The sequence below is a fragment of the Bradyrhizobium sp. CCH5-F6 genome, from assembly GCF_001556045.1.
In the GTDB taxonomy this organism is placed as follows: Bacteria; Pseudomonadota; Alphaproteobacteria; order Rhizobiales; family Xanthobacteraceae; genus Bradyrhizobium.
The window spans coordinates 1-23,061 of sequence record NZ_LSIC01000190.1; the positions used below are offsets into that span (position 1 = coordinate 1).

Consider the following 23,061-nt stretch of genomic DNA (forward strand, 5'->3'; position numbering starts at 1 on the left):
CGTGTGTTGGGCTTCACCTGTATGCTGCTGTGCGGTTCTTCCTGCGTGTGCATTTCGCGCAGCGGACCGCGGGTGCCGCCGGCACCCGGCCTTCCCCGCGCCCTCTTGGCTCGAGAGGGTGAGCGACGAAGCAAAGCTCGGGCGAATTCAGCCGCGAGAACGCGAAGGCGCGTCTTCAGTTTGCGTGCAAAACGGAAGCTGGCTCTTTGCCGAACACTCGCGCCTTGCAACTTGTCCGGGACACGAGCGGCAGATTGGCAGCCAATGGCGAAGCGACTCAGCCGCATGGTGCGCCGTTCTCGCTGCCAAAATGAGCGCACTGCGTCCGTCGCAAATCTGAAGCTGCCCGATGGCCTCCCAATGGAGGTATCGAAGTAGCTTCATTCGTGTCTTCCACGCCACGATTGTTGTGTCTCCGCAACACTCCCGCCGGATTTAACCCTTCGTCGCTGGCGGTTCGCATCGCCGCCGCTTTTTGGCCACACCCGAACATGAATAAAATCGCTCTAATGTTCTAAGGGAAGCGGCGGTCTTCGAAGGCGACGAGAAAATCCCAAGGTCGATTCAAATCTTGGCTCTGATTTTTCGGGTCTGAAAGGGTTGGCCGGGGGAAACTGGTTGCGATGGCCGCAAAGATTGACAAGCAGAGGCTGCCGAGCCGTCACGTGACGGAAGGTCCTGCGCGCGCGCCCCATCGCTCCTATTTCTATGCCATGGGTCTGACCACCGATCAGATCCACCAGCCCTTCGTCGGCGTCGCCTCGTGCTGGAATGAAGCCGCTCCCTGCAACATCGCACTGATGCGCCAGGCCCAGGCCGTGAAGAAGGGCGTTGCGTCGGCCGGCGGCACCCCCCGTGAATTTTGCACCATCACCGTCACCGACGGCATCGCCATGGGCCATGACGGCATGCGCTCGTCGCTGCCGTCGCGCGAATGCATCGCCGACTCGGTCGAGCTGACCGTGCGCGGCCACGCCTATGACGCGCTCGTCGGCCTGGCCGGCTGCGACAAATCGCTGCCGGGAATGATGATGGCGATGGTGCGCCTCAACGTACCCTCGATCTTCATCTATGGCGGCTCGATCCTGCCGGGGAATTTCCGCGGGCAGCAGGTCACCGTGCAGGACATGTTCGAGGCGGTCGGCAAGCACTCGGTCGGCGCGATGTCGGACGAGGATCTCGACGAGATCGAGCGCGTGGCTTGCCCGTCGGCGGGTGCCTGCGGTGCGCAGTTCACCGCCAACACCATGGCGACCGTCTCCGAGGCGATTGGCCTCGCGTTGCCTTACTCGGCCGGTGCCCCGGCACCCTACGAGATCCGCGATGCCTTCTGCATGACTGCGGGCGAGAAGGTGATGGACCTGATCGCCCAGAACATCCGGCCGCGTGACATCGTCACCCGCAAGGCGCTGGAGAATGCGGCTGCCGTGGTCGCGGCGTCCGGCGGCTCGACCAATGCTGCGCTGCACCTACCGGCGATCGCGCACGAGGTCGGAATCAAGTTCGACCTGTTCGACGTCGCCGAAATCTTCAAAAAGACACCTTATGTCGCGGATTTGAAGCCAGGCGGCCGTTATGTCGCCAAAGACATGTTTGAAGTAGGTGGCATACCGCTTCTGATGAAGACGCTGCTCGACAACGGCTTCCTGCACGGTGATTGCCTTACCGTCACGGGCCGCACGATCGCCGAAAACCTCAAAAGCGTGAAGTGGAATCCGCACCAGGACGTGGTGCACCCGGCAGACAAACCCATCACCGTCACGGGCGGTGTGGTCGGTCTGAAGGGCAATTTGGCGCCAGAAGGTGCGATCGTGAAAGTCGCGGGAATGTCTAACCTCAGGTTCACCGGTCCGGCCAGGTGCTTCGACCGTGAGGAGGATGCTTTCGAGGCGGTCCAGAACCGCACCTACCGCGAAGGCGAAGTCATCGTGATCCGCTACGAGGGCCCCAAGGGCGGCCCCGGCATGCGGGAAATGCTCCAGACCACAGCGGCGCTGACCGGCCAGGGCATGGGCGGCAAGATCGCGCTCATCACCGACGGACGCTTCTCCGGCGCCACCCGCGGCTTCTGCATCGGCCATGTCGGGCCGGAGGCCGCCATCGGCGGCCCGATCGGGCTGCTCGAGGACGGCGACATCATCGAGATCGACGCGGTCGCCGGTACCCTTAACGTAAAATTGAGCGACGCCGAGCTCGCCCAGCGCAAAACCAAATGGAGCGCGCGCGCGACTAACCATACGTCGGGTGCGCTCTGGAAATATGCTCAGCAGGTTGGACCAGCGGTCGGTGGGGCAGTGACCCATCCGGGCGGCGCGCACGAGAAACAGTGCTATGCGGACATCTAGGCGTGTCATGGTTGCGTTTGTGTTCGGGGCAGCTGCGCTGGCCGCGCCGGCGTTCGCCTTCGACGGCGCACCGGTCAATCCGAAGGATGCGACCATCCCGGTCGTGACCACCTTGCCGGGGGCGGCTGGCGCGGTACGCGGCAAGGTTCCGCCCGCGGTCGCGACCCAGGAAACTTCGCTCAGTGCCCTGCAATACGCGGCCGAGGGCGGTCATCCCATCGCTCAGTGGAAGCTCGGCCGCATGTACGCCAATGGCGACGGCGTGGCCCAGGACGATTTGCGCGCCTTCGAATATTTCAGCCGGATCGCCAATGCGCATGCCGAGGACAGCCCGTCGGCGCCGCAGGCGCAGATCGTGGCCAACGCCTTTGTCGCGCTCGGCCGTTACTATCTGAGCGGCATCCCGAATTCGAAGATCAAGTCGGATCCCGACCGGGCGCGGGAGATGTTCTCCTATGCCGCGTCATATTTCGGCAACGCCGATGCGCAGTACGATCTCGCCCGGCTGTACCTGAAGACGCCGGACGCATCGCGCGAGGACTTCCGCTATGGCGCGCGCTGGCTCGGCCTTGCCGCGCAAAAGGGACAGCACCAGGCCCAGGCACTGCTCGGCCAGATGCTGTTCAACGGCGACCGCCTGCCGCGGCAGGCCGCGCGCGGTCTGATGTGGCTGACCCTGGCCCGTGACAGCGCCGGCCCCGATGAGGTCTGGATCAAGGAAAGCTACAACCGCGCCTTCGCCAAGGCCTCGGACGACGACCGCGCCATGTGCCTGCAAATGCTGGAGCAGTGGGTGCAGGGCCGCCGCGAATAGGCCGCAAAGGCGGCGGCCTCACGCCGCCTCGAGATCGAGATCCGCCCATACCGGCACGTGGTCCGACGGCTTCTCCCAGCCGCGCACATAGCTGTCGATCCCGACATTGGCGAGCCGGTCGCTGGCCTGTGGCGACAGCAGCAGATGGTCGATGCGCAGGCCCTGGTTCTTCTGCCAGGCTCCGGCCTGGTAGTCCCAGAAGGTGTAGAGCCCGGGCTCGTCGGTGACGGCCCGCAGGGCGTCGGTCAGGCCGAGGCCGAGCAGGGACTGGAAGCTCTCGCGCGTCTCGGTCTTGAACAGGGCGTCCTCGGTCCAGGCGGCGGGATTGTGGACGTCGCGGGCATGCGGGATGACATTGAAGTCGCCTGCGAGGATGAGTGGGACCTCTTCCTTGAGACGCTCCTTCGAATACTCAAGAAGCCGCGACATCCATTTGAGCTTGTAGGGATATTTGTCCGTCCCGACCGGATTGCCGTTGGGCAAATAGAGGCAGGCAATGCGCAGCACCCCGCGCTTGAGCGTCACCACGCCTTCGAGGAAGCGGGCATGCGCATCCTCGTCGTCGCCGGCGAGCCCGGACTTGGTCTCGTCGAAGCGGAATTTGGAGAGCAGGGCAACGCCGTTGAACGTCTTCTGCCCATGCGTCACCACGTTGTACCCGAGCGCCTCGATCTCCAGCCGCGGGAAGGCCTCATCGACGCATTTGATCTCCTGGAGGCAGACGATGTCTGGCTGGCACTCTCTCAGCCAGGTCAGGAGGAGATCGATCCGCTGCCGGACCGAGTTCACGTTCCAGGTGGCAACTCTGATGGGCATTGGGGAGGGCTCCAGGCGGGGCCACCCTTAGAACAAAATGCAAACGCGCCCGTCAAGGCGGCCGCAAAATCTCCCACAAAATTAACCCGGTCTAAGCAGGCGGCGGGCCATTGATCGTCAAAAGGTTTCTCGGATGGGATGGCCGGACAAATCCATGAAGCGAACTGAGCCGCGCGACGGGCTGATCGGCGCGTTCCTGTACTGGCTCGGCGGCTTCGAGATCGAGGACGGCCTGATCGCCGATCTCAGCGATCGCGAGATCCGCCGCATCCGCGCCAAGCAGATCGACGCGGTGACGCGGCTGATCCCGGTGACGATGGCGGTCACCATGCTCAACGTCGCCATCGTGCTGATCCTGTTCTGGGGCAGGGGCTGGAACGACTTCCTCGCGATCTGGGGCCTGACGCTCGGCGCTACCGCCTCGCTCGCGGTGCGTTCGTGGCGGCGGTCGCTTTTCCTCGCCGCGATCTGGGGCATGCTGCCGCTGGCGCTGTTCAGCCGGATCGAGCCGACCAGCCAGCTCATCCTGGCCTGCCTGATGGTCGGCATGATGTCGGGCGGCGCGTTCACGCTCTCGACCTTCCCGCGCGCCGGCCTCGTCTATCTCGCCACCATGACGACCGCCTGCGCCGGCGCGCTGCTCTTGTGCGGCACCGGGCCGTATCTGGTGACCTCGGTGTTCCTGCTGCTGTTCGCATTCTTCATGGCGCGCAACATCGTCTCGCAAGGCAATCTGTTCCTCGGCAATCTCAAGGCCCAGCTCGAGCTCGAGCGCCAGACCGAGATCATCTCGCTGCTGCTGAAGGAGTTTCAGGAGAACGCCAGCGACTGGCTGTGGCGGACTGATGCCGAAGGCCATCTGGTCGAGGTGCCCGAGCGCTTCGCTGCGGTCGCGCAGTTGCCGCTTCCGCTGCTCAAGGGATCGCATTTCGCCGACGTGCTCGACATGCTCTGCCCAGAGGACAAGACCGCGGCCTACAACATCGTCGGACTGATGGAGCAGGCCGAGCCGCTGCACGAGATGAATCTCAAGGTCGTCGCGGGCGGCGAGGCGCGGCTGTGGTCGCTGACGGCGAAGCCGGCCTACGATCGCGAAGGCCATTTCCTCGGCTATCGCGGCTTCGGGCGCGATGTCACCGAGCGCTGGCGCGCGGAAAAGGCCGAGGCGGAGAGCCGTGCCAAGTCGGACTTCCTGGCGGTGATGAGTCACGAGATCCGGACGCCCATGAACGGCGTGCTCGGACTCGCCAGCATGCTGCTCGAAACCAGGCTTGATCCGGAGCAACGCGAAGCCGTCACCACGATCCGCGAGTCCGGCGACAACCTCCAGCGAATCCTCAACGACATTCTCGACCTGTCAAAGCTCGAGGCCGGGCGCTTTACCTTCGAGGCGATCGACTTCGCCCCGCAGACGCTGGTCGAGGCCGTCGCGACCGTCGTCCGCGCGAGCGCCAAGAGCAAGGGGCTCACGGTCAAGGTCGAGCTCGATCCGACCCTGCCGCCGACCTTGCGCGGCGACGTCGCGCGCATCCGCCAAGTGCTGCTCAACCTCGCGTCCAATGCGGTGAAGTTCACCGACGAAGGCGAGGTGACGATATCAGCCACCTGCCAGGCACGCCGCGACCTGCTCGCGACCGTCGAATGGAAGGTGACCGACAGCGGCATCGGGATCGCCCCGGAAAAGCTCGGCCATCTCTTCAGCGACTTCGCCCAGGCCGATGCCTCGATCAGCCGCCGCTTCGGCGGCACTGGCCTCGGCCTTGCGATCAGCAGGCGCATCATCGAGCAGATGGGCGGCACCATCGGCGTCACTTCGACGCCGGGCGAGGGCTCGACCTTCCGCTTCACGCTGGTGCTGCCCTGGAGCCAGGCGCAGGCGTCCGATCAGGCGGCCGGGCGCGATGAGGCAGAGGAGCTGAAAGCTCGTATCGCCGACCGCGATCGGCCGCTGAAGGTGCTGGTCGCAGAGGACGATGCCGTCAACCGTATGGTCGTGAGCAAGATGCTGGGGGCCTTTGAAGTCGAGCTGCGCGTCGTCACCGACGGCGTCGAGGCCGTCGCGGCCGCCTTGGAGGGCGATTACGATGTCGTGCTGATGGACGTGCGCATGCCCGGCATGGACGGCCTTGCCGCGACCCGCGCGATCCGCGCGCAAGGCGGGCGCTTCGAAGCCTTGCCGATCGTTGCGCTGACCGCCAACGCCTTCCCCGAGGACGTCAGGACCTGCCGCGAAGCGGGCATGTCGGATTTTCTGGCGAAGCCGCTGCGCAAGCCGGCGCTGGTCGCAGCCTTGCTGCGCGCGCTGGACGGCGGCGGCTTGGCGTCGGAGGACGCGCCGCTTCAGCCGGAGCTGATGCCGGCCGATGTGGAGTGGACGGACGAAGAGAGGCAGATCACCGGCGCCTAAAGCATGACCCGGAAAAGTGCGCAGCGGTTTTCCGAGAAGATCATGCTTAAACAACAACCTAAAGCGCGATGACGTTTCATCCTAATCGCATCGCGCTTTAGCCGGTCGGATCAGATCGAGAAGCTGGTCCCGCAGCCGCAGGACGCCGTCGCGTTGGGATTGTTGACGCGAAACGATGCGCCGATCAGGTCGTCCACGAAATCGACCTGTGAGCCCGCGAGGAAGGGCTGCGAGGCAGAGTCGACCAGCACCACGGCGTTGTCCTGCTCGATCACGAGATCGTCGTCGGTCCTGGCACGGTCGATGTCGAACTTGTACTGGAAGCCGGAGCAGCCGCCGCCCTCGACGGAGATGCGCAGCATCGCGCCAGAGCCTTCGCCCTTGAGGATCTCCCCAATCCGGCGTGCGGCCCGGTCACTGATGGTCACGGCAGTCGTCATCGTTCGTCTCCGATAGTCCCCGCGGTCATATCAAGTTCATTTGCCCAATTCATTTGGTATCCCGCGCCCGACATAGTTAAGTGCGAGGATACGCAGAATCAAATGGATAGGGACTAAATTCGCCGTGTCCGTCGGAATGGCAGCCCCCCGCGCGCCCTATGCCTGCGATCCCGATCGCAGCCGTGGCCGGCTGGTCGCCGAACCCCCGAGCCGGACCCGCAGCCCGTTCCGGCGGGATTGCGACCGTGTGATCCATTCCACCGCCTTCCGCCGCCTGAAGTACAAGACCCAGGTGTTCGTGTTCCATGAGGGCGACCACTACCGCACCCGGCTGACCCATTCGCTGGAGGTGGCGCAGATCGCCCGGGCGCTGGCCCGGCAGCTCGGACTGGACGAGGATCTCACGGAAACCCTGGCGCTCGCGCACGATCTCGGTCATCCGCCCTTCGGGCATGCCGGCGAGCGGGCGCTGGATGCCTGCCTGAAGGAATTCGGCGGCTTCGATCACAACGCCCAGACGCTTCGCGTCGTCGCCTCGCTCGAGCACCGCTATCCCGAGTTCGACGGGCTCAACCTGACCTGGGAAGCGCTGGAGGGCATCGTCAAGCACAACGGTCCGCTGACCGACCGCAGCGGTGCGCCGGTCGGGCGCTATCGCGAGCACGGCGTGCCCGTCGGCATCGCCGACTACATCAAGACCTACGACCTCGAATTGTGGAGCTTCGCGTCGCTGGAGGCGCAGGTCGCCGCGATCGCCGACGACATCGCCTATGATGCCCATGACATCGACGACGGCCTGCGCGCGGGCCTGTTCCACCTCGACGATCTCAAGGCGATGCCGCTGACAGCGGAGATCATCGCCGAGACCTCGGCGCATTATCCCGATCTCGAAGATGTCCGCCGCGGCGCCGAGCTGGTGCGCGAGCTGATCTCGCACCTGATCGGCGCGGTATTCGCCGAGGCGCAGAAGAACCTCGCCGCCGTCAAGCCGCAATCGGCCCAGGACGTGCGCCAGCAGAGCCGGGCGCTGATCGCGTTCCCGGCCCAAGTCGCGGAGGAAGAGGCCGCCATCAAGACGTTCCTGTACCGGCACATGTACCGCCACGAGCGGGTGATGCGGGTGATGGGAAGGGCGGAGCAGATCCTGTTCGACCTGTTCGCAAAATACCTGAAATCCCCCGGTGAGCTGCCGCCGGAATGGCTGCTGGGGGCAGAGGCGGACAATGAGGGCGACCGGGCCCGCCGGATCGGCAATTTCATTGCTGGAATGACCGACCGTTTCGCCCTGACCGAGCATCAGCGGCTCTTTGACTCGACCCCCGATTTGCGTTAGGCGGCGGCCATGCCCGACACAGCTCCATCCCTGCATTTGTTCGCCGATGTGCTCGCACGCGTGCACGCCGCCTGCCGAGCGCTCGCGGCGGAAGCCAACTGGCCGGAGGGCATCGATTTCTCCCGCGTGGTGGTCGAACCGCCGCGCGATGCCTCCCATGGCGACATGGCGACCAACGCTGCCATGGTGCTGGCGAAAGAAGCAAAGGCAAAGCCGCGCGATCTCGCCGAGCAGATTGCCGAACGGCTGCGCACGGATGCGCTGATTGCCAAGGTCGACGTCGCCGGTCCCGGCTTCATCAACCTGACGCTGAAGCCGGCCGCCTGGGCCGAGGCGCTGCGGACCGTGCTGCGCGAGGGGCCCGATTACGGCCGCGTCCGCGGCGGCTCCAAGGTCAATGTCGAATACGTCTCGGCCAATCCGACCGGGCCGATGCATGTCGGTCATTGCCGCGGCGCCGTGTTCGGCGATGCGCTGGCGAGCCTGCTCCAGTTCGCCGGTCACGACGTCACGCGCGAATATTACATCAACGATGCCGGCGCCCAGGTCGACGTGCTCGCACGCTCGGCCTTCCTGAGGTATCGCGAGGCGCTCGGCCAGGACATCGGCGCGATCCCGGAAGGGCTCTATCCCGGCGACTACCTCAAGCCGGTCGGGCAGGCGCTGGCGAAGGAGCACGGCGACAAGCTCCTCGCGATGAGCGAGGCGGAATGGCTGCCGCCGGTGCGTGCCAAGGCGATCGCGATGATGATGGACGAGATCAAGGACGATCTCGCCGCCCTCAATATCCGCCATGATGTGTTCTTCTCCGAGCGTTCGCTGATCGAGACCGGCAACAACAGGGTTGCCGAAACCATCGATTTCCTGAAGGCCAAGGGCGACATCTACGAAGGCCGCCTGCCGCCGCCGAAGGGCGCGCCGGTGGAGGATTGGGAAGACCGCGAGCAGCTGCTGTTCAAGGCGACCGCCTACGGCGACGACGTCGATCGTCCCCTGATCAAGTCGGACAATTCCTACACATATTTCGCCTCCGACATCGCCTACCACAAGAACAAGTTCGACCGTGGCTTTGCGGAGATGATCGACGTCTGGGGCGCCGATCACGGCGGCTACATCAAGCGCATGCAGGCCGCGGTGAAGGCGACCACGTCCGGCAAGGGCGCGCTGGACGTCAAGATCGTCCAGCTCGTGAAGTTGCTGCGCAACGGCGAGCCGGTGAAAATGTCGAAGCGGAGCGGGGACTTCGTCACCCTGCGTGAGGTGGTGGATGAAGTCGGCCAGGATGCCGTCCGCTTCATGATGCTCTACCGCAAGAACGATGCGGTGCTCGACTTCGACCTCGCCAAGGTCATGGAACAGTCGCGCGACAACCCGGTCTTCTATGTCCAATACGGCCACGCCCGCGGCCACTCGATCTTCCGCAACGCGCGGGCCGAGGTGTTCCCGGAGCTGCCTGCGAATACCGCCGAGCGCATCGCCTGGCTGAGTGAGTCGCCCGTGGAACGGCTCTCAGACCCGGTCGAGCTTGAACTTCTCAAGCGCCTCGCAATATATCCGCGCATGCTCGAAGCCGCCGCCGCGGCCCACGAGCCGCACCGAATTGCCTTTTACCTCTATGAGTTAGCGAGCGAATTTCACGCACTTTGGACGAAGGGGCGCGATTTGCCCTATTTACGCTTCATTATCAATAATGATGCAGATCTTACAAAGGCGCGGCTGGCCATGGTCCAGGGCGTCGTCTCGGTTCTGGCATCGGGCCTCGCCATCCTCGGCGTCCATGCTCCGGACGAGATGCGGTAGTTTGGGGCGAACTACCTAAGGAGAATTCGGGGGTAACCGGCAGAAGCCGGATCGCTTAGACTTGGTTGAAAGCCTTGTGGGTCGAAAGCCGTGCCTTGGTCGAGGGGCGCGCGGCTTTCCCGAAGGGACGCATCATTACGATGGCCGAACGATATCAGGACAGACCGTTTCCTCCCGATGACTATGGTCGCGGTGGCGATCAGCACGGGAGGGCGGACAATGATCCCTTGGCCGAGCTCGCCCGCCTGATCGGACAAACCGATCCGTTTGCAGCGCAGTCGCGGCCGGCTGCCCGCCCGCCGGCAGCGCCCGCCCAGAGCTATCATGAAGACGATTATCGCCAGGACGATGATCGGCAGGACTATGCCGAGCAGGCTCCGACGCCGCCCGGGCCGCCCTCATGGATGCGACGCGCCAACGTGCAGCCGGCACCCGCGCCGGAGCCGGACTATCCCGTCTCCGTGAGCCCGGTGCATCCCTTGCATCGCTATTCGGCCAAGCCTTCCATGCCCGAGCCTGCCGTGCCCGAGCCTGATGTCCATCAGCCGCAGGCCTATCAGGATCTCTCTTATCAAGATCAGGCCCATCAGGGTCAGGTCTACCAGGAGCACGGTCAGGCCTACCAGGAGCAGGCCTATCAGGAGCCGTACGCGCAGCCCGATCCGTCGCGCTACGACGATGCGCTCTACGGCCGGCTGGAGACAGGCGAGCAGGATTATCAGCGCGATCCGGCCTATCCGGACGATCCTTACGCGTTCCAAAGCGACTACCCCGAGGCCGAACTGGACGAGCCGAAGAAGCAGCGCGGCGGCATCATGACGGTCGCAGCTATCCTGGCGCTGGCCGTGGTCGGCACCGGCGCGGCCTTCGCCTACAAGACCTATATCGGCTCGCCCCGCAGCGGCGAGCCGCCGATCATCAAGGCCGACAACACGCCGACCAAGATCGTGCCGGCGCCGACGGACTCCTCGGCCAAGGTGCCGGACCGCATGGTCAGCGGTGACGGCACTGAAAAGATCGTGCCGCGCGAGGAGGCGCCAGTCGACGTCAACGCCAAGGCGGGTGGCCCGCGCGTGGTGTTCGACGGCGCTGCCGCCGAGCGCGAGCAACGGTACGCTGCCGAACAATTCGCCGCGTCCCATCAGGACCGTGGCTGTGAAGGGCGATCAGGCCGACGGCGCCGTGCCGCAATCGGCCGCTGCCAAGCCGATGGCTGCGGTGGCGCCGAAGCCCGTCGTCGCACCCGCAGCGCCGGCCGTGCCCCGCAACCCGCCGACCTCAGCAAATGCCAGCGTCACCCAGCCGCTTTCGCTCGCGCCGCAATCGGGATCCACGGCCGAGCCTCCGCAGCGGATGGCTGCCACCAACCCGGCGCAGATCGCGCCAAGCAGCGGCGGCGGCTATATCGTGCAGGTCTCCTCCCAGCAGAGTGAGGACAGCGCCGCCGCGTCCTATCGAGTGCTTCAGAGCAAGTACGGCAGCGTGCTCGGCTCCCGTTCGCCGGTGATCAAGCGGGTCGATCTGACCGACAAGGGCAAGGGGATCGTCTATCGCGCCTTCGCGGGTCCCTACGCTTCGGCCGAGGAGGCGACGCAGGCTTGCAACAGCCTGAAGTCCGCAGGCCTTTCCGCCTGCTTCGTCCAGAGGAATTAACGGCCGTTTCCTTGACCCCCTCGCGGGGCAGCGTTAATCGGCCGTTATGAGCACGCGGGCCTTCATTACCGGCGTATCCGGAACGGAACTGACCGCCGCCGAGCGGGAGTTTATCCGCGCCGAGCGCCCATGGGGCTTCATCCTCTTCAAGCGCAACGTCGCGACACCGGCCCAAGTCACTGCATTGGTTTCGGAATTGCGGGCGGTAGCGGGTGCTGCCGACGCGCCGGTCCTGATCGATCAGGAGGGCGGACGGGTGCAACGGCTTGGGCCGCCGCACTGGCCGGTCTATCCGCCGGGCGCCGTATTCGGGAGTTTGTACGACACTGATTCGGCCCTCGGGCTCGCCGCGGCGCGCCTGAGCGCCCGTCTGATCGCAGCCGATCTTGCCGAACTCGGCATCACCGTGGATTGCCTGCCCTTGGCCGATTTGCCCGTGCCGGGCGCCGACGCCGTCATCGGGAACCGGGCCTACGGCACTGAGCCGGGCAAGGTCGCGGCGATTGCCCGTGCGGTCACCGAGGGCTTGGAGCAGGGCGGCGTGCTGCCGGTTCTCAAGCATATTCCCGGGCATGGCCGGGCCACCGCCGACACCCATTTCAGGCTGCCGACGGTCGACACGCCCAGGGACGAGCTGGAACGGACCGATTTCGCCCCGTTCAAGTCACTTGCAGATCTGCCGATGGCCATGACTGCACATGTTGTGTTTAGCGCGGTCGACCCCGCCCATCCGGCGACGACATCTGCGACAATGATCGCTGACGTGATTCGCGGCGCAATCGGGTTCCAGGGTTTGTTGATGAGTGATGACGTGTCGATGAACGCGCTGTCGGGGAATATCGCGGAACGGACCCGCGCCATCTTCGCGGCCGGCTGCGACGTGGCTCTGCATTGCAACGGCGACATCGAGGAGATGCGCGAGGTCGCCGGCCAGACACCTGAACTGACCGGCAGGGCGCTGGAGCGGGCGAGAGCCGCGCTCGCCGCACGCAAGCCGCCGCAGCCGTTCGACCGCGTGGCCGCACGCGCCGAACTGGACGCATTGATCGCACGGGCAAACACGGCATCGGCATGACCGCAGAAATCCTATCGTTTGAAACCGGGCGGCCCGCAGAGCTTGCCGAGGGCGAGCCGGCATTGGTGGTCGACGTCGAGGGTTATGAAGGCCCGCTCGACCTGCTCCTCGCGCTGGCGCGGCAACAGAAGGTCGATCTCTCCAAGATTTCGATCCTGGCGCTTGCGGACCAGTACCTCCACTTCATCGAAGCCGCGCGAAAGATCCGGCTGGAGCTTGCCGCCGACTATCTCGTCATGGCGGCCTGGCTCGCCTTCCTGAAGTCGCGCCTGCTGCTGCCGGAGCCGCCGAGTGCGGAAGGCCCGAGTGCGGAGCAGATGGCGACGGCGCTGGCGAACCGCCTGCGCCGGCTGGAAGCCATTCGCGAAGCCGCCAACAGGCTGATGAACAGGCCGCAATTGCAGCGCGACATCTTCCCGCGCGGCGAGCCCGAGCAGATCGCCGAGATCAAGCATCCGAAATACACGGCGACGCTGTACGACCTGCTCACCGCCTATGCGGCGCAGCGCCAGTCGCGCGTGCTGGCGAGCGTGCACCTGGCCAAGCGCACGGTGTGGTCGCTTGCCGAAGCGCGCGCCACGCTGGAGCGGCTGGTCGGCAGCCTGAACGAACAGGATGACTGGGGCGTGCTGGACGACTTCCTGATCCGACACGTCGCCGATCCGACGCAGCGGGCAACGGTGTTCGCATCGAGCTTTGCCGCCGCGCTCGAATTGGTGCGCGAAGGTCAGCTCGAACTGAATCAGAAAGAGGCGTTTGCGCCGATCTATTTCCGGAAGGGGCGCCCAAAGCCGGTCCCGGACGCAGCTCCTGCGCCTGATGCGCCGGTCGCTTAAGTGCAAGAAGGAGAATCTGCCATGGCAAGCCTGGCTGAAGTGCGGGTAGAAGAGGCCGAGCCGATGGAGAACGAATCCCAGGCGCGTCCCGAGGAATTGCGGCTGCTGGAAGCGCTGCTGTTTGCTTCGAGTGAGCCGCTGGACACCGCGACGCTGGCCAAGCGCATGCCCGAGGGCGTCGACGTCAAGGCAGCGCTCGAGCAATTGCAGGCCGACTATGCCGCGCGCGGCGTCAACCTCGTCCGCGTCGCCAACAAATGGACGTTCCGCACGGCCGGCGATCTCGCCTGGCTGATGACGCGGGAAAGCACCGAGACCCGCCGCCTGTCGCGCGCTGCGATCGAGGTGCTGGCGATCATCGCCTATCACCAACCCGTGACGCGAGCCGAGATCGAAGAGATTCGCGGTGTCGTCACCTCAAAGGGCACGCTCGACGTGCTGCTGGAGACCGGCTGGATCAAGCCGCGCGGACGGCGCAAGACGCCCGGCCGTCCCTTGACCTTCGGAACCACCGAGGAATTCCTGTCGCAATTCACGCTGGAGCAGCTCGGCGACCTGCCGGGGCTGGAAGAGCTGAAGGGCACGGGCCTGCTGGATTCGCGCCTGCCGACCGGATTCAGCGTGCCGACGCCGTCCGATGACCCGGCCCTGCGGGAGGACGAGGATCCGCTCGAACCGGGCGAGGACCTGGATCTTGCGCTGGCGCCTGCGGTCGAGCCCGAGACGGCTGAAGGTGACAATGAGGGCGGCGGCGAGACTGGCAGCGAAGGCGGTTCCGAGGCGTGATAGCCCGCCGGTTCCGCGCCGTGCGACCGGTTAACACTAGCAAGATTGCGTAGCGCCGACAGCGAATTGGCGCCGCCTTGGTCCTTGTTTTTGAGGCCTGCCAAGCCTAGGTTTCGGTGAAGATCGGCCGGGTCCCCGGCCATGCGCGTTTGGAGGGTTGCAGGATGGGTTCACTCAGCATTTGGCACTGGATCTTGGTGATCGCAGTGGTCCTGCTGCTGTTCGGCCGCGGCAAGATCTCGGATCTGATGGGCGACGTGGCGCAGGGCATCAAGGCATTCAAGAAGGGCATGCAGGACGACGACAAGCCTGCCGAGAAGCCCGATCCGGCCAAGTCGATCGAGCACAATGCTGCGCCGACCGCGGCTCGGTCCGACGTCGGCAGCAAGGCCGTCTGAGCCGGAAGAAGCACGCGAGACACGGGTATCGGCCCCGATCCTGCGCGCGAGGATTGGGCCGGCTCCGGCTGGCGTGAACGGAAGACCTCATGTTCGACATCGGGTGGAGTGAACTGGTCCTCATCGGGGTCGTGGCCCTGATCGCCATCGGCCCGAAAGAGCTGCCGGGCGTGTTACGCATGGTCGGGCAGTGGATGGGCAAGGCCCGCAAGATGGCCGCCGAATTCCAGGGCCAGTTTCAGGAAGCGATGCGTGAGGCCGAGATGGCCGACCTGAAGAAGAGCTTCGACGAGGTCAAGGAAGCCGCCACGGGATTCAATCCGCTGACCTCGCTCCAGAAGGACGTCAGCGACGCGCTCCGCATTGATGCGCTCGACAAGCCGGCCGAGACGTCGACTGCCACTGCTGTCGAGCCACCTGTCACCCCGACGACCCCGGAAGCGCCGACGCCCGCGACCTTTGTGGAAGCCGAGGCGCATGCGGCTGCGAACGAGCCGCTCGCGATCACCCGCGAAGTCGAGCAGGCCGCCGTCGCGCAGGACACCGCGCCATCCGAAGCGATCAAGGACGCCAAAGCGTCATGACCGACGCCGATATCGAGGCCAGCAAAGCCCCGCTGATGGACCATCTGATCGAGCTGCGCTCGCGGCTGATCAAGGCGCTGCTCGGCTTCGGGGTGGCTTTCATCTTCTGCTTCTTCTTTGCGAAGCAAATCTACAACGTGCTGGTCTGGCCGTTCGTGTGGATCGCGGGTCCCGAGAACTCGAAATTCATCTACACGGCGCTGCTGGAATATTTCATCACCCAGCTCAAGCTCGCGCTGTTCGGCGCCGGCTTCATCTCGTTCCCGATCGTGGCCACGCAGATCTACAAGTTCGTCGCGCCCGGGCTCTACAAGCACGAGAAGCAGGCCTTCCTGCCGTATCTGGTCGCGACTCCATTTTTCTTCGTGCTCGGCGCCGCGCTCGTCTATTTCGTGGTGCTGCCGATGCTGGTCCGCTTCTCGCTCGGCATGCAGCAGGCCGGCGGCGACGAGACCGCGCAGATCCAGCTCCTGCCCAAGGTCGGCGAATACCTGTCGCTGATGATGTCGCTGATCTTCGCCTTCGGCATCGCCTTCCAGCTTCCGGTGATCCTGACGCTGCTCGGCCGCATCGGCATCGTCACCTCGAAGATGCTGCGCGAGAAGCGCCGCTACTTCATCGTGCTCGCCTTCGTCATCGCGGCCGTGCTGACGCCGCCCGACGTGCTCAGCCAGTGCTCCCTGGCGTTTCCCCTGATGGCGCTTTACGAGGGCTCGATCATCGCGGTCGCGATGGTGGAGAGAAAGGCGGCAGCCTCGCAGGCCGCCGCCGGCACCGACGTGTCCACGCCGGCCAATCCGGCGGAGTAGGGCGGTAAACCCTCCGGCGTCATTCCCCGCGCATGCGGGGAATCCAGTACGCCGCGGCCTATCGTGGAATCACTGCCGTCTCTGGAATACTGGATCATCCGCTTTCGCGGATGATGACAGCTGTGCTAGGGGAGACGCGCTGGCGTACAACGTTTTCCGGTGTACGTTTACGCGCTTCCCCAGGACCACAGCCATGCACGACATCAAATCGATCCGCGACAATCCGCAAGCCTTCGACGCCGGCCTCGCACGGCGCGGCTTGAAGCCGTTGTCGGCCTCGCTGCTGGCGATCGACGAGAGGCGGCGTACGGCGATCCTCGCCTCCGAGCAGGCGCAGGCGCGGCGCAACGCGGCCTCGAAGGAGATTGGCGACGCCAAGAAGGCCAGGGACGAGGCGCGTGCGGCGAAGCTGATGGCCGAGGTCGCCGAGCTCAAGACCACGATGCCGGACCTCGAAGCCGCGGCGAAAGCTGCCGACGAGGAGCTGACGAAAGAGCTGTCGGCGATCCCGAACATTCCGTTCGACGAAGTGCCCGACGGCCTCGACGAGCACGGCAACGTCCAGCACCACGTGTTCGGCAAGAAGCGCAGCTACAGCTTTGCGCCGAAGCTGCATGACGATCTCGGCACCGCGCTCGGCTACATGGATTTCGAGGCGGCGGCAAAGCTCTCCGGCGCACGCTTCGTCGTGCTGAAGAAGGGGTTGGCGCGACTCGAACGCGCCATCGGCCAGTTCATGCTCGACCTGCACACGACCGAGCACGGCTACACCGAGATCAATCCGCCGCTGCTGGTGCGCAACGAGGTGATGTTCGGCACCGGGCAGTTACCGAAATTCGAGGACGATCAGTTCTGGGCGATCAAGGGCGAGCTGCTTGCTGCGCCCGACCATGAGCGGCTCAAGACCGAGCGCCTCGGCCTGATCCCCACCGCCGAAGTGTCGCTCACCAATCTTGCGCGCGAGTCCATCCTCGACGAGAAGCAGTTGCCGATGCGCCTGACCGCGCTGACGCCGTGCTTCCGCGCCGAGGCCGGCGCCGCGGGGCGCGACACCCGCGGCATGATCCGCCAACACCAGTTCACCAAGGTCGAGCTGGTCTCGATCACGACGCCGGAGACCAGCCGGGACGAGCTGGAGCGGATGCTGTCCTGCGCCGAGCGGGTGTTGCAGAAACTCGACCTGCATTATCGCGTGATGACGCTGTGCGCAGGGGACATGGGCTTCTCGTCGCAGAAGACCTATGACATCGAGGTGTGGATGCCCGGGCAGGGCGAGGGTGGCATGTTCCGCGAGATCTCGAGCTGCTCGGTTTGCGGCGACTTCCAGGCGCGACGCATGGATGCGCGCTCGCGCGGGCCGGACGGGAAGCCGCGTTTCGTGCACACGCTGAACGGCTCCGGCACCGCGGTCGGCCGCGCGCTGATCGCGGTGATGGAGACCTATCAGCAGGAGGACGGCTCCATCGCAGTCCCCGACGTGCTCCAGCCCTATATGGGCGGGCTGAAGGTGATCGGGCGCGACTGAAGCGTTTTCGAGCGAAGTGGATACCGGTTCGCGTCAAGAAAACGCGGCATGACGAGAATCGCGTTGCGAAGACCGGGCGGCCGGCTATCCTGCCGGCCCGTCAACGCGAACCCCACCGTTCATGGCCTTGCACCGCGACATCTTCTGGGTCGGCCGACAATGGGCAGTGACGGGGGCGGGCATCCAGGCCGTCGACCAGCGCCTGCGCGGCGTCTTGGACATCGAGATCGCGCGGCTCTGGGACGACGATCTCGTCCAGGGCCGGCGGGCCAAGCCCGGAGTCAATGCCGCCGACTTCGACAAGGCGCTGGCGGTGGCGCGCGAACGCTTTCCGCAGACGCCGAAGTCTGACCCGCTGGTCCCGCAGCTGGAGGCGCTCGGCGTGATCGAGGCGCCCGTCGCAGATCCGGTCGTACCGGTGATGAAACTGCGCGCGGAAGGCCGGCTCGCGCGCTTCCTGCCGCAATGGCGTATTCGCCGCTAACGGGACGAGCCCGGGAACCGGCCACCGGCGCCCCGATCGCCCGGTTTGCCTGATCGGCTACAGCCGGATATGACAGATCAAACGGCTTTCGGAATCGACCTCGCGCATGCGCATTCTCTGCACCAATGACGACGGCATCCACGCTCCCGGCCTCAAGGTTCTGGAGGAGATCGCGCGCGCCTTGTCGGACGACGTCTGGGTCGTGGCGCCCGAGCTCGACCAGTCCGGCGTCTCGCATTCGCTGTCCTTGAACGATCCCTTGCGCCTGCGCGAGGTCGGCCCGCGACACTTCGCCGTGCGCGGCACGCCGACGGACTGCGTCATCATGGGCGCGCGCCATATCCTCGGCGCCAAGATGCCCGACGTCGTGCTGTCCGGCGTCAACAAGGGCCGCAACGTCGCCGAGGACGTCGTCTATTCCGGAACCATCGCCGGCGCGCTGGAGGGCACCATCCTCGGCCTGCCGTCGTTCGCGCTCTCGCAGGAGTTCAGCGTCGAGACCCGCGAGCGGCCGCCCTGGGACACCGCGCGCAAATTCGGGCCCGACATCCTGCGCAAGGTGATCGCCGCCGGCGTTCCCAAGGACACCGTCATCAACGTCAACTTCCCGTCCTGCGCGCCGGAGGATGTTCTGGGCGTCCGCGTCACGCGCCAAGGCAAACGCAATCTGGGCTTCCTCAGGATCGACGAGCGCCGGGATGGCCGTGGCAATCCCTATTTCTGGATCGGCTTCGAATGCACCGCGATGCTCGACACGCCCGCCGACGGCACCGATCTGGCAGCGCTGCGCGAGCGCTACGTCTCGGTCACCCCGCTCAGGCTCAATCGCACCGACGAGGCGTTTTCGGAAGAACTGAGCGCGACGCTGAAGTAGTGCCTAGAGCCTTTCCCGTTCCGATGGAATCGGAACGGGAAAGGCTCTAGCTTTTTGTTTCGACGCGTTTTCTTGACGCGAACCGGCGTCCACTTCGCTCGAAAACGCTCTAGCTGCCGCGAAGCGCGGCTTCGATGGTCTTGCCGAGCGCGTCGAGCTGGAACGGCTTCTGGAGTGCCGGCCGGTCGCGGTACTGCTCGGGCAGGCCGGACGAGCCATAGCCGGTGGCGAAGATGAACGGACAGCCCTTCGCCATGATGACATCGGCCACCGGCGAGATCACCTTGCCGTTGACGTTGACGTCCAGAATGGCGAGGTCGAAGTCGGTGGATTGCGCGAGCCGCATGGCCTCGGTGATATCGCCCGCTTCCGCGGCAACCTTGTAGCCGAGCTCCTCCAGCATGTCCGCGACCATCATTCTGATCATGACCTCGTCCTCGACGAGGAAAACAGAGCGGCCCGAAAGCCCTGTCGCAGTCATAGGTGAGTCCTTGCCCATTCTCATGAACGTTCGCAGATAACGATCAGCGACGCAATGCGCGTTTCGGCGACGGCAAACCGCAAATGGCTTAGCGCGTTCGTTGCCCGATTGTGCTCAAATGATGCGCCGAAAGGCTATCATGAGTTCCTGGGGTGGAACAAGATTCTCGTCCCGGGTTCTTGCGGTGCAGTACGCCGATCCGCCAGACCAGATGAGCAACAGCAGCAATGACGTCCGATCAGCATCCGCCGGAAAAGATGATGTTTCAGCTGACGCTGAGACGTCGGGGCATCAGCGATCAGGCCGTGCTGCGGACCATGGAGGAGGTGCCGCGCGAGCTTTTCGTCGACGAGGCCGATCGCGACGGCGCCTATCGTGACAGCGCGCTGCCGATCGCCTGCGGACAGACCATCAGCCAGCCCTTCGTCGTCGCCTACATGACCGAGCAGCTCCAGCTCCAGAAACAGCACCGTGTGCTCGAAATCGGCACCGGCTCCGGCTATCAGGCCGCCGTGCTGTCGCGGCTCGCGGGTCAGGTGCTGACCGTCGAGCGCTATCGCAAGCTCGCTGACACGGCACGCGCCCGGCTGGAAAAGCTCGATTGTCACAATGTCGAGGTGATGCTCGGCGACGGCCTCAATCTGCCTCCCAACATCGGTCCGTTCGACCGCATCATCGTCACCGCCGCCATGGAGCAGATTCCGGAGAACCTGATCGAGCGGCTGGAGGTCGGGGGTATCCTGATCGCCCCCGTCGGCCCGCATCAGGGCGTCCAGACGCTGACCCGCTTGACCCGCACCGAAACCGGGATCGAGCGCAAGGAACTCGTCGAGGTCCGCTTCGTGCCGGCGCTGCCCGGCGTGGCGCGGGAACTGTAGAACCCGGATCGGCTGTGCCGCCAACACCTTATCGGGAGGGTTAAGCCGTTATTTACTCGGCAGGTGTTTACTTAAAACACCAGTTCTGTTGCGTACGAGTGAGTAACCATGTCCGCTGTAGTCGAGTTGCTTTACTCGCGCCGCGTGCCGCAGGTCGCGGTGCTGGCGCTGATCTCCTTCAGCTTCGCAGGGTGCAGCGCCGACATGTCGTCGCGGCTGTCACAGTCGAATTTCTCCAATCCCTTCGCCTCGGAATCCACGGGGTCGGTGCAGCAGGCGCCTCCGCCGCAGCGTGAGCTGCCGCAATATGCGCGGCCGCAGACGCAGCCCGGCTATTATCAGTCGCAGCCCTTGCCGCCGCCGGCGGTGTCCGCGCCGCAAACCTACCCCGTTGCGTCCGGTGGGGGCGTCTCCGGTGGTGGGCGCGGCGTCAGCTCCTATGCGCCTCCGGCGCAGCCGCATCTTGAAACCACGGCCACCGTGCCGCCGCGCTCGGTCGCTGCCGCCCAGCCGGCCGGCGGGACCAAGATCATCGTCGGCACCAGCGATACGCTCGACGTGCTCGCCAAGCGCTATCGCGTCACGCCACAGGCGATCCTTGCCGCCAACGGCTACAAGGGCCCGCGTGCGCTCTCGCCCGGCCAGCAGCTGATCATCCCGCATCCAGCGACGGCCGCTGCGCCGGCACCTGCCATGGCGCCCGTTGCGGGCGCTCCCGCTGCGGCGGCGCCCGCTGCCAGGCCGGTCGCGGCGATGGCTGCGCCGTCGAGCACCCACTTCGTCAATCGCGGCGACACGCTCGCCAGCATTGCCCGGAAGAACCAGATCTCGTCGGCTGAACTCGCCCGTGCCAACGGCCTCGATCCGTCTGCAAAACTCAAGCTCGGCACCAAGCTGACCGTGCCTGGTGCCAAGACCGCTGCCGTTGCGGCGGCTCCGGTCGCGGCTGCGCCTCAGGCGACGGCCAATGTCGAAGAGAAGCCAGCCGAGACGCCGGCAAAGGCTGCGGAGGCGACCGGCGCGCTGCCGACCTTCCGCTGGCCCGTCCGCGGCAAGGTGGTCACGAGCTACGGCGCCAAGACCAACGGCAAGTCCAATGACGGCATCAATCTGGCGGTGCCCGAGGGGACGCCGGTCAAGGCGGCCGAAGACGGCGTCGTCGCCTATTCCGGCAACGAGCTGAAAGGTTATGGCAATCTAGTCCTGGTTCGGCATTCCAACGGCTACGTCACCGCATATGCCCATGCGAGTGAGCTGTTGGTGAAGCGCGGCGATACCATCAAGCGCGGCCAGGTCATTGCCAAGTCGGGTCAATCCGGGGAGGTGGCGTCGCCGCAGCTCCACTTCGAGATCCGCAAGGGATCGAGCCCGGTTGACCCGCTCCAATTCCTGAATGGGGCGTGACGCGCAGGCGCGCAGCGTAGGGCACGCCCTCGCCAAAAACACGCTGTCATCGTCCGCGAAGGCGGACGATCCAGTATTCCAGAGACGCCAGTTGTTGAGCCGATAAGCCGCGGCGTACTGGATTCCCCGCCTGCGCGGGGAATGACAGTCGTGGGTGAGGTGATAGCGAGCCTTACTTACCCGTCAGCCTCACGCCCAACCGTCCCGCCAGCTCCTGCACGAACTGCCAGGCGACGCGGCCCGAGCGCGAGCCACGCGTCGTCGACCATTCCAGCGCCTCGTGCTCCAGCGCGTCGTCGTCGAGCTTGATGCCGAAATGGCTGCAATAGCCGCGCACCATGGCGAGATATTCGTCCTGGCTGCAGCGGTGAAAGCCGAGCCAGAGGCCGAAACGATCCGACAGCGAAACCTTCTCCTCGACCGCTTCGCCCGGATTGATCGCGGTCGAGCGTTCGTTCTCGATCATCTCGCGCGCCAGCAGATGACGGCGGTTGGAAGTGGCGTAGAGGATGACGTTCTCGGGTCGACCCTCGATGCCGCCTTCGAGCACCGCCTTGAGCGACTTGTAGGAGGCATCGTTGCCGTCGAAGGAGAGGTCGTCGCAGAACACGATGAAGCGGAAGGCGGAAGCGCGCAGTTGCTCCATCAGAGCGGGCAGGCTCTCGATGTCCTCGCGGTGGATCTCGATCAGCTTCAGCTTGTCGGCCGGTTTGCGCTCCGCGTTGATGCTGGCATGCGCCGCCTTCACCAGCGACGACTTGCCCATGCCGCGCGCGCCCCAGAGCAGGGCATTGTTGGCGGGCAGGCCATTGGCGAAGCGCTCGGTGTTCTCCATCAGGATGTCGCGCATCCGGTCGACGCCCTTGAGCAGGAACAGCTCGACGCGGCTGACCCGGGGCACGGCCGCAAGGCGCCCGTCGGGATGCCAGACATAGGCGTCCGCGCGCTCGAACGCCTCGGGCTCGGCGGCCGGCTTGCCCTGGGCGGAGAGGTGCGCCGCAATGGTCTCCAGCGCGCGGACGATGCGCTCCTGGGAGAGGTCTGGCGCTGCCGCGGCGATCGCCGTGGGGCGTTTTGCCGCGAGGCGGGCGGGCTTGCGAGCAGGGGTGCGGGGGCCTTTACCGGCCGGGCTTTTGCTTGGTTTTTTGGGCATGTCCGAAGTTCCTGAGAACGCAGCCTTATCGGGCCTCACGGCCCACCGCAAGGTGGCCGAAAAGGGCGGTCTGGCAGCGTTGCAATTGGGGCAATGGCCGCTATAGTCCGCGCGAATTTGACCGAACCGGTCGCCGTTGAAGGCCTGACCGGCCTTCCCCCGTTCT

At 65.3% G+C, this 23,061-nt stretch carries 20 protein-coding genes and 1 pseudogene; 17 read left to right on the forward strand and 4 right to left on the reverse strand.

The window, feature by feature from the left end; genetic code table 11:
* Window positions 1–623: 623 nt before the first annotated feature.
* Complete coding sequence (ilvD, locus tag AX729_RS32490; protein WP_061028183.1) at window positions 624–2,345, forward strand: dihydroxy-acid dehydratase; 1,722 nt, start codon at window positions 624–626, stop codon at window positions 2,343–2,345.
* Window positions 2,332–3,159: a tetratricopeptide repeat protein gene (locus AX729_RS32495; protein ID WP_061028184.1), complete on the forward strand. Its 828-nt coding sequence runs from the start codon at window positions 2,332–2,334 to the stop codon at window positions 3,157–3,159. Before ilvD ends, AX729_RS32495 begins: the two co-directional genes overlap by 14 nt.
* A gap of 18 nt (window positions 3,160–3,177) precedes the next feature.
* On the opposite strand, the gene xth is transcribed toward AX729_RS32495, so the two are convergent.
* A complete protein-coding gene (gene xth / locus AX729_RS32500; protein WP_061028185.1) occupies window positions 3,178–3,975 on the reverse strand; it encodes an exodeoxyribonuclease III in 798 nt (265 codons plus the stop codon).
* A 133-nt stretch (window positions 3,976–4,108) separates the two neighbouring features.
* Here xth and AX729_RS32505 point away from each other — a divergent pair, with 133 nt between their 5' ends.
* Entirely contained in the window at window positions 4,109–6,382 is a 2,274-nt protein-coding gene (locus tag AX729_RS32505; RefSeq protein ID WP_061028186.1) for a hybrid sensor histidine kinase/response regulator, read from the forward strand.
* Window positions 6,383–6,492: 110 nt separating this feature from the next.
* Here the strand turns inward: AX729_RS32505 and erpA are convergent, their stop codons facing one another.
* Entirely contained in the window at window positions 6,493–6,822 is a 330-nt protein-coding gene (erpA, locus tag AX729_RS32510; protein ID WP_025036472.1) for an iron-sulfur cluster insertion protein ErpA, read from the reverse strand.
* 124 nt (window positions 6,823–6,946) lie between these two features.
* Between erpA and AX729_RS32515 the strand changes: the two genes are divergently transcribed.
* The 12 genes and pseudogenes from AX729_RS32515 to surE all read left to right on the forward strand — a co-directional run bounded on the left by AX729_RS32515 (window position 6,947) and on the right by surE (window position 18,979).
* On the forward strand, window positions 6,947–8,155 hold the full coding sequence (locus AX729_RS32515) for a deoxyguanosinetriphosphate triphosphohydrolase (protein ID WP_156457318.1): 1,209 nt from the start codon (window positions 6,947–6,949) through the stop codon (window positions 8,153–8,155).
* Window positions 8,156–8,164: 9 nt separating this feature from the next.
* Window positions 8,165–9,955, forward strand: a complete 1,791-nt coding sequence (gene argS, locus AX729_RS32520; RefSeq protein ID WP_061028188.1) for an arginine--tRNA ligase — start codon at window positions 8,165–8,167, stop codon at window positions 9,953–9,955.
* A 140-nt stretch (window positions 9,956–10,095) separates the two neighbouring features.
* Window positions 10,096–11,608 (forward strand): annotated as a pseudogene (locus AX729_RS32525) (SPOR domain-containing protein).
* 46 nt (window positions 11,609–11,654) lie between these two features.
* Complete coding sequence (nagZ, locus tag AX729_RS32530) at window positions 11,655–12,683, forward strand: beta-N-acetylhexosaminidase (protein WP_061028189.1); 1,029 nt, start codon at window positions 11,655–11,657, stop codon at window positions 12,681–12,683.
* A complete protein-coding gene (locus AX729_RS32535; RefSeq protein ID WP_061028190.1) occupies window positions 12,680–13,519 on the forward strand; it encodes a segregation and condensation protein A in 840 nt (279 codons plus the stop codon). The genes nagZ and AX729_RS32535 overlap by 4 nt, the downstream gene beginning before the upstream one ends.
* 21 nt (window positions 13,520–13,540) lie before the next feature.
* Window positions 13,541–14,305, forward strand: a complete 765-nt coding sequence (gene scpB, locus AX729_RS32540; protein WP_061028191.1) for an SMC-Scp complex subunit ScpB — start codon at window positions 13,541–13,543, stop codon at window positions 14,303–14,305.
* Between the two features lie 164 nt (window positions 14,306–14,469).
* Window positions 14,470–14,703, forward strand: a complete 234-nt coding sequence (locus AX729_RS32545; protein WP_061028192.1) for a twin-arginine translocase TatA/TatE family subunit — start codon at window positions 14,470–14,472, stop codon at window positions 14,701–14,703.
* An 89-nt stretch (window positions 14,704–14,792) separates the two neighbouring features.
* A complete protein-coding gene (tatB, locus tag AX729_RS32550; protein WP_061028193.1) occupies window positions 14,793–15,287 on the forward strand; it encodes a Sec-independent protein translocase protein TatB in 495 nt (164 codons plus the stop codon).
* Entirely contained in the window at window positions 15,284–16,096 is an 813-nt protein-coding gene (gene tatC / locus AX729_RS32555) for a twin-arginine translocase subunit TatC (protein WP_061028194.1), read from the forward strand. Before tatB ends, tatC begins: the two co-directional genes overlap by 4 nt.
* Window positions 16,097–16,289: 193 nt before the next feature.
* A complete protein-coding gene (gene serS, locus AX729_RS32560; protein WP_061028195.1) occupies window positions 16,290–17,621 on the forward strand; it encodes a serine--tRNA ligase in 1,332 nt (443 codons plus the stop codon).
* Between the two features lie 121 nt (window positions 17,622–17,742).
* Window positions 17,743–18,105: a hypothetical protein gene (locus tag AX729_RS32565; protein WP_061028196.1), complete on the forward strand. Its 363-nt coding sequence runs from the start codon at window positions 17,743–17,745 to the stop codon at window positions 18,103–18,105.
* A gap of 106 nt (window positions 18,106–18,211) precedes the next feature.
* Window positions 18,212–18,979 carry a 5'/3'-nucleotidase SurE gene (gene surE / locus AX729_RS32570; RefSeq protein WP_061028197.1) on the forward strand — a complete coding sequence of 256 codons (768 nt, stop codon included), beginning with the start codon at window positions 18,212–18,214 and terminating at the stop codon, window positions 18,977–18,979.
* Window positions 18,980–19,088: 109 nt separating this feature from the next.
* On the opposite strand, the gene AX729_RS32575 is transcribed toward surE, so the two are convergent.
* Window positions 19,089–19,460: a response regulator gene (locus AX729_RS32575; protein WP_061028198.1), complete on the reverse strand. Its 372-nt coding sequence runs from the start codon at window positions 19,458–19,460 to the stop codon at window positions 19,089–19,091.
* A 227-nt stretch (window positions 19,461–19,687) separates the two neighbouring features.
* On the opposite strand from AX729_RS32575, the gene AX729_RS32580 reads away from it, so the two are divergent.
* Together AX729_RS32580 and AX729_RS32585 are read left to right on the forward strand one after the other, a co-directional pair.
* A complete protein-coding gene (locus AX729_RS32580) occupies window positions 19,688–20,338 on the forward strand; it encodes a protein-L-isoaspartate(D-aspartate) O-methyltransferase (RefSeq protein WP_156457320.1) in 651 nt (216 codons plus the stop codon).
* A 108-nt stretch (window positions 20,339–20,446) separates the two neighbouring features.
* A complete protein-coding gene (locus tag AX729_RS32585) occupies window positions 20,447–21,742 on the forward strand; it encodes a LysM peptidoglycan-binding domain-containing M23 family metallopeptidase (protein ID WP_061028199.1) in 1,296 nt (431 codons plus the stop codon).
* A 172-nt stretch (window positions 21,743–21,914) separates the two neighbouring features.
* On the opposite strand, the gene AX729_RS32590 is transcribed toward AX729_RS32585, so the two are convergent.
* Window positions 21,915–22,895, reverse strand: a complete 981-nt coding sequence (locus tag AX729_RS32590; RefSeq protein WP_061028200.1) for an ATP-binding protein — start codon at window positions 22,893–22,895, stop codon at window positions 21,915–21,917.
* Window positions 22,896–23,061 lie beyond the last annotated feature (166 nt).

Coding starts and splice junctions, on each gene's coding strand:
- tatC (WP_061028194.1), top strand. CDS start 15,284: ATGACCGACGCCGATATCGAGGCCAGCAAAGCCCCGCTGATGGACCAT.
- nagZ (WP_061028189.1), top strand. CDS start 11,655: ATGAGCACGCGGGCCTTCATTACCGGCGTATCCGGAACGGAACTGACC.
- AX729_RS32495 (WP_061028184.1), top strand. CDS start 2,332: ATGCGGACATCTAGGCGTGTCATGGTTGCGTTTGTGTTCGGGGCAGCT.
- AX729_RS32565 (WP_061028196.1), top strand. CDS start 17,743: ATGGCCTTGCACCGCGACATCTTCTGGGTCGGCCGACAATGGGCAGTG.
- AX729_RS32545 (WP_061028192.1), top strand. CDS start 14,470: ATGGGTTCACTCAGCATTTGGCACTGGATCTTGGTGATCGCAGTGGTC.
- erpA (WP_025036472.1), bottom strand. CDS start 6,822: ATGACGACTGCCGTGACCATCAGTGACCGGGCCGCACGCCGGATTGGG.
- serS (WP_061028195.1), top strand. CDS start 16,290: ATGCACGACATCAAATCGATCCGCGACAATCCGCAAGCCTTCGACGCC.
- xth (WP_061028185.1), bottom strand. CDS start 3,975: ATGCCCATCAGAGTTGCCACCTGGAACGTGAACTCGGTCCGGCAGCGG.
- AX729_RS32575 (WP_061028198.1), bottom strand. CDS start 19,460: ATGACTGCGACAGGGCTTTCGGGCCGCTCTGTTTTCCTCGTCGAGGAC.
- surE (WP_061028197.1), top strand. CDS start 18,212: ATGCGCATTCTCTGCACCAATGACGACGGCATCCACGCTCCCGGCCTC.
- argS (WP_061028188.1), top strand. CDS start 8,165: ATGCCCGACACAGCTCCATCCCTGCATTTGTTCGCCGATGTGCTCGCA.
- AX729_RS32590 (WP_061028200.1), bottom strand. CDS start 22,895: ATGCCCAAAAAACCAAGCAAAAGCCCGGCCGGTAAAGGCCCCCGCACC.
- AX729_RS32585 (WP_061028199.1), top strand. CDS start 20,447: ATGTCCGCTGTAGTCGAGTTGCTTTACTCGCGCCGCGTGCCGCAGGTC.
- tatB (WP_061028193.1), top strand. CDS start 14,793: ATGTTCGACATCGGGTGGAGTGAACTGGTCCTCATCGGGGTCGTGGCC.
- ilvD (WP_061028183.1), top strand. CDS start 624: ATGGCCGCAAAGATTGACAAGCAGAGGCTGCCGAGCCGTCACGTGACG.
- AX729_RS32505 (WP_061028186.1), top strand. CDS start 4,109: ATGGGATGGCCGGACAAATCCATGAAGCGAACTGAGCCGCGCGACGGG.
- AX729_RS32535 (WP_061028190.1), top strand. CDS start 12,680: ATGACCGCAGAAATCCTATCGTTTGAAACCGGGCGGCCCGCAGAGCTT.
- scpB (WP_061028191.1), top strand. CDS start 13,541: ATGGCAAGCCTGGCTGAAGTGCGGGTAGAAGAGGCCGAGCCGATGGAG.
- AX729_RS32580 (WP_156457320.1), top strand. CDS start 19,688: ATGACGTCCGATCAGCATCCGCCGGAAAAGATGATGTTTCAGCTGACG.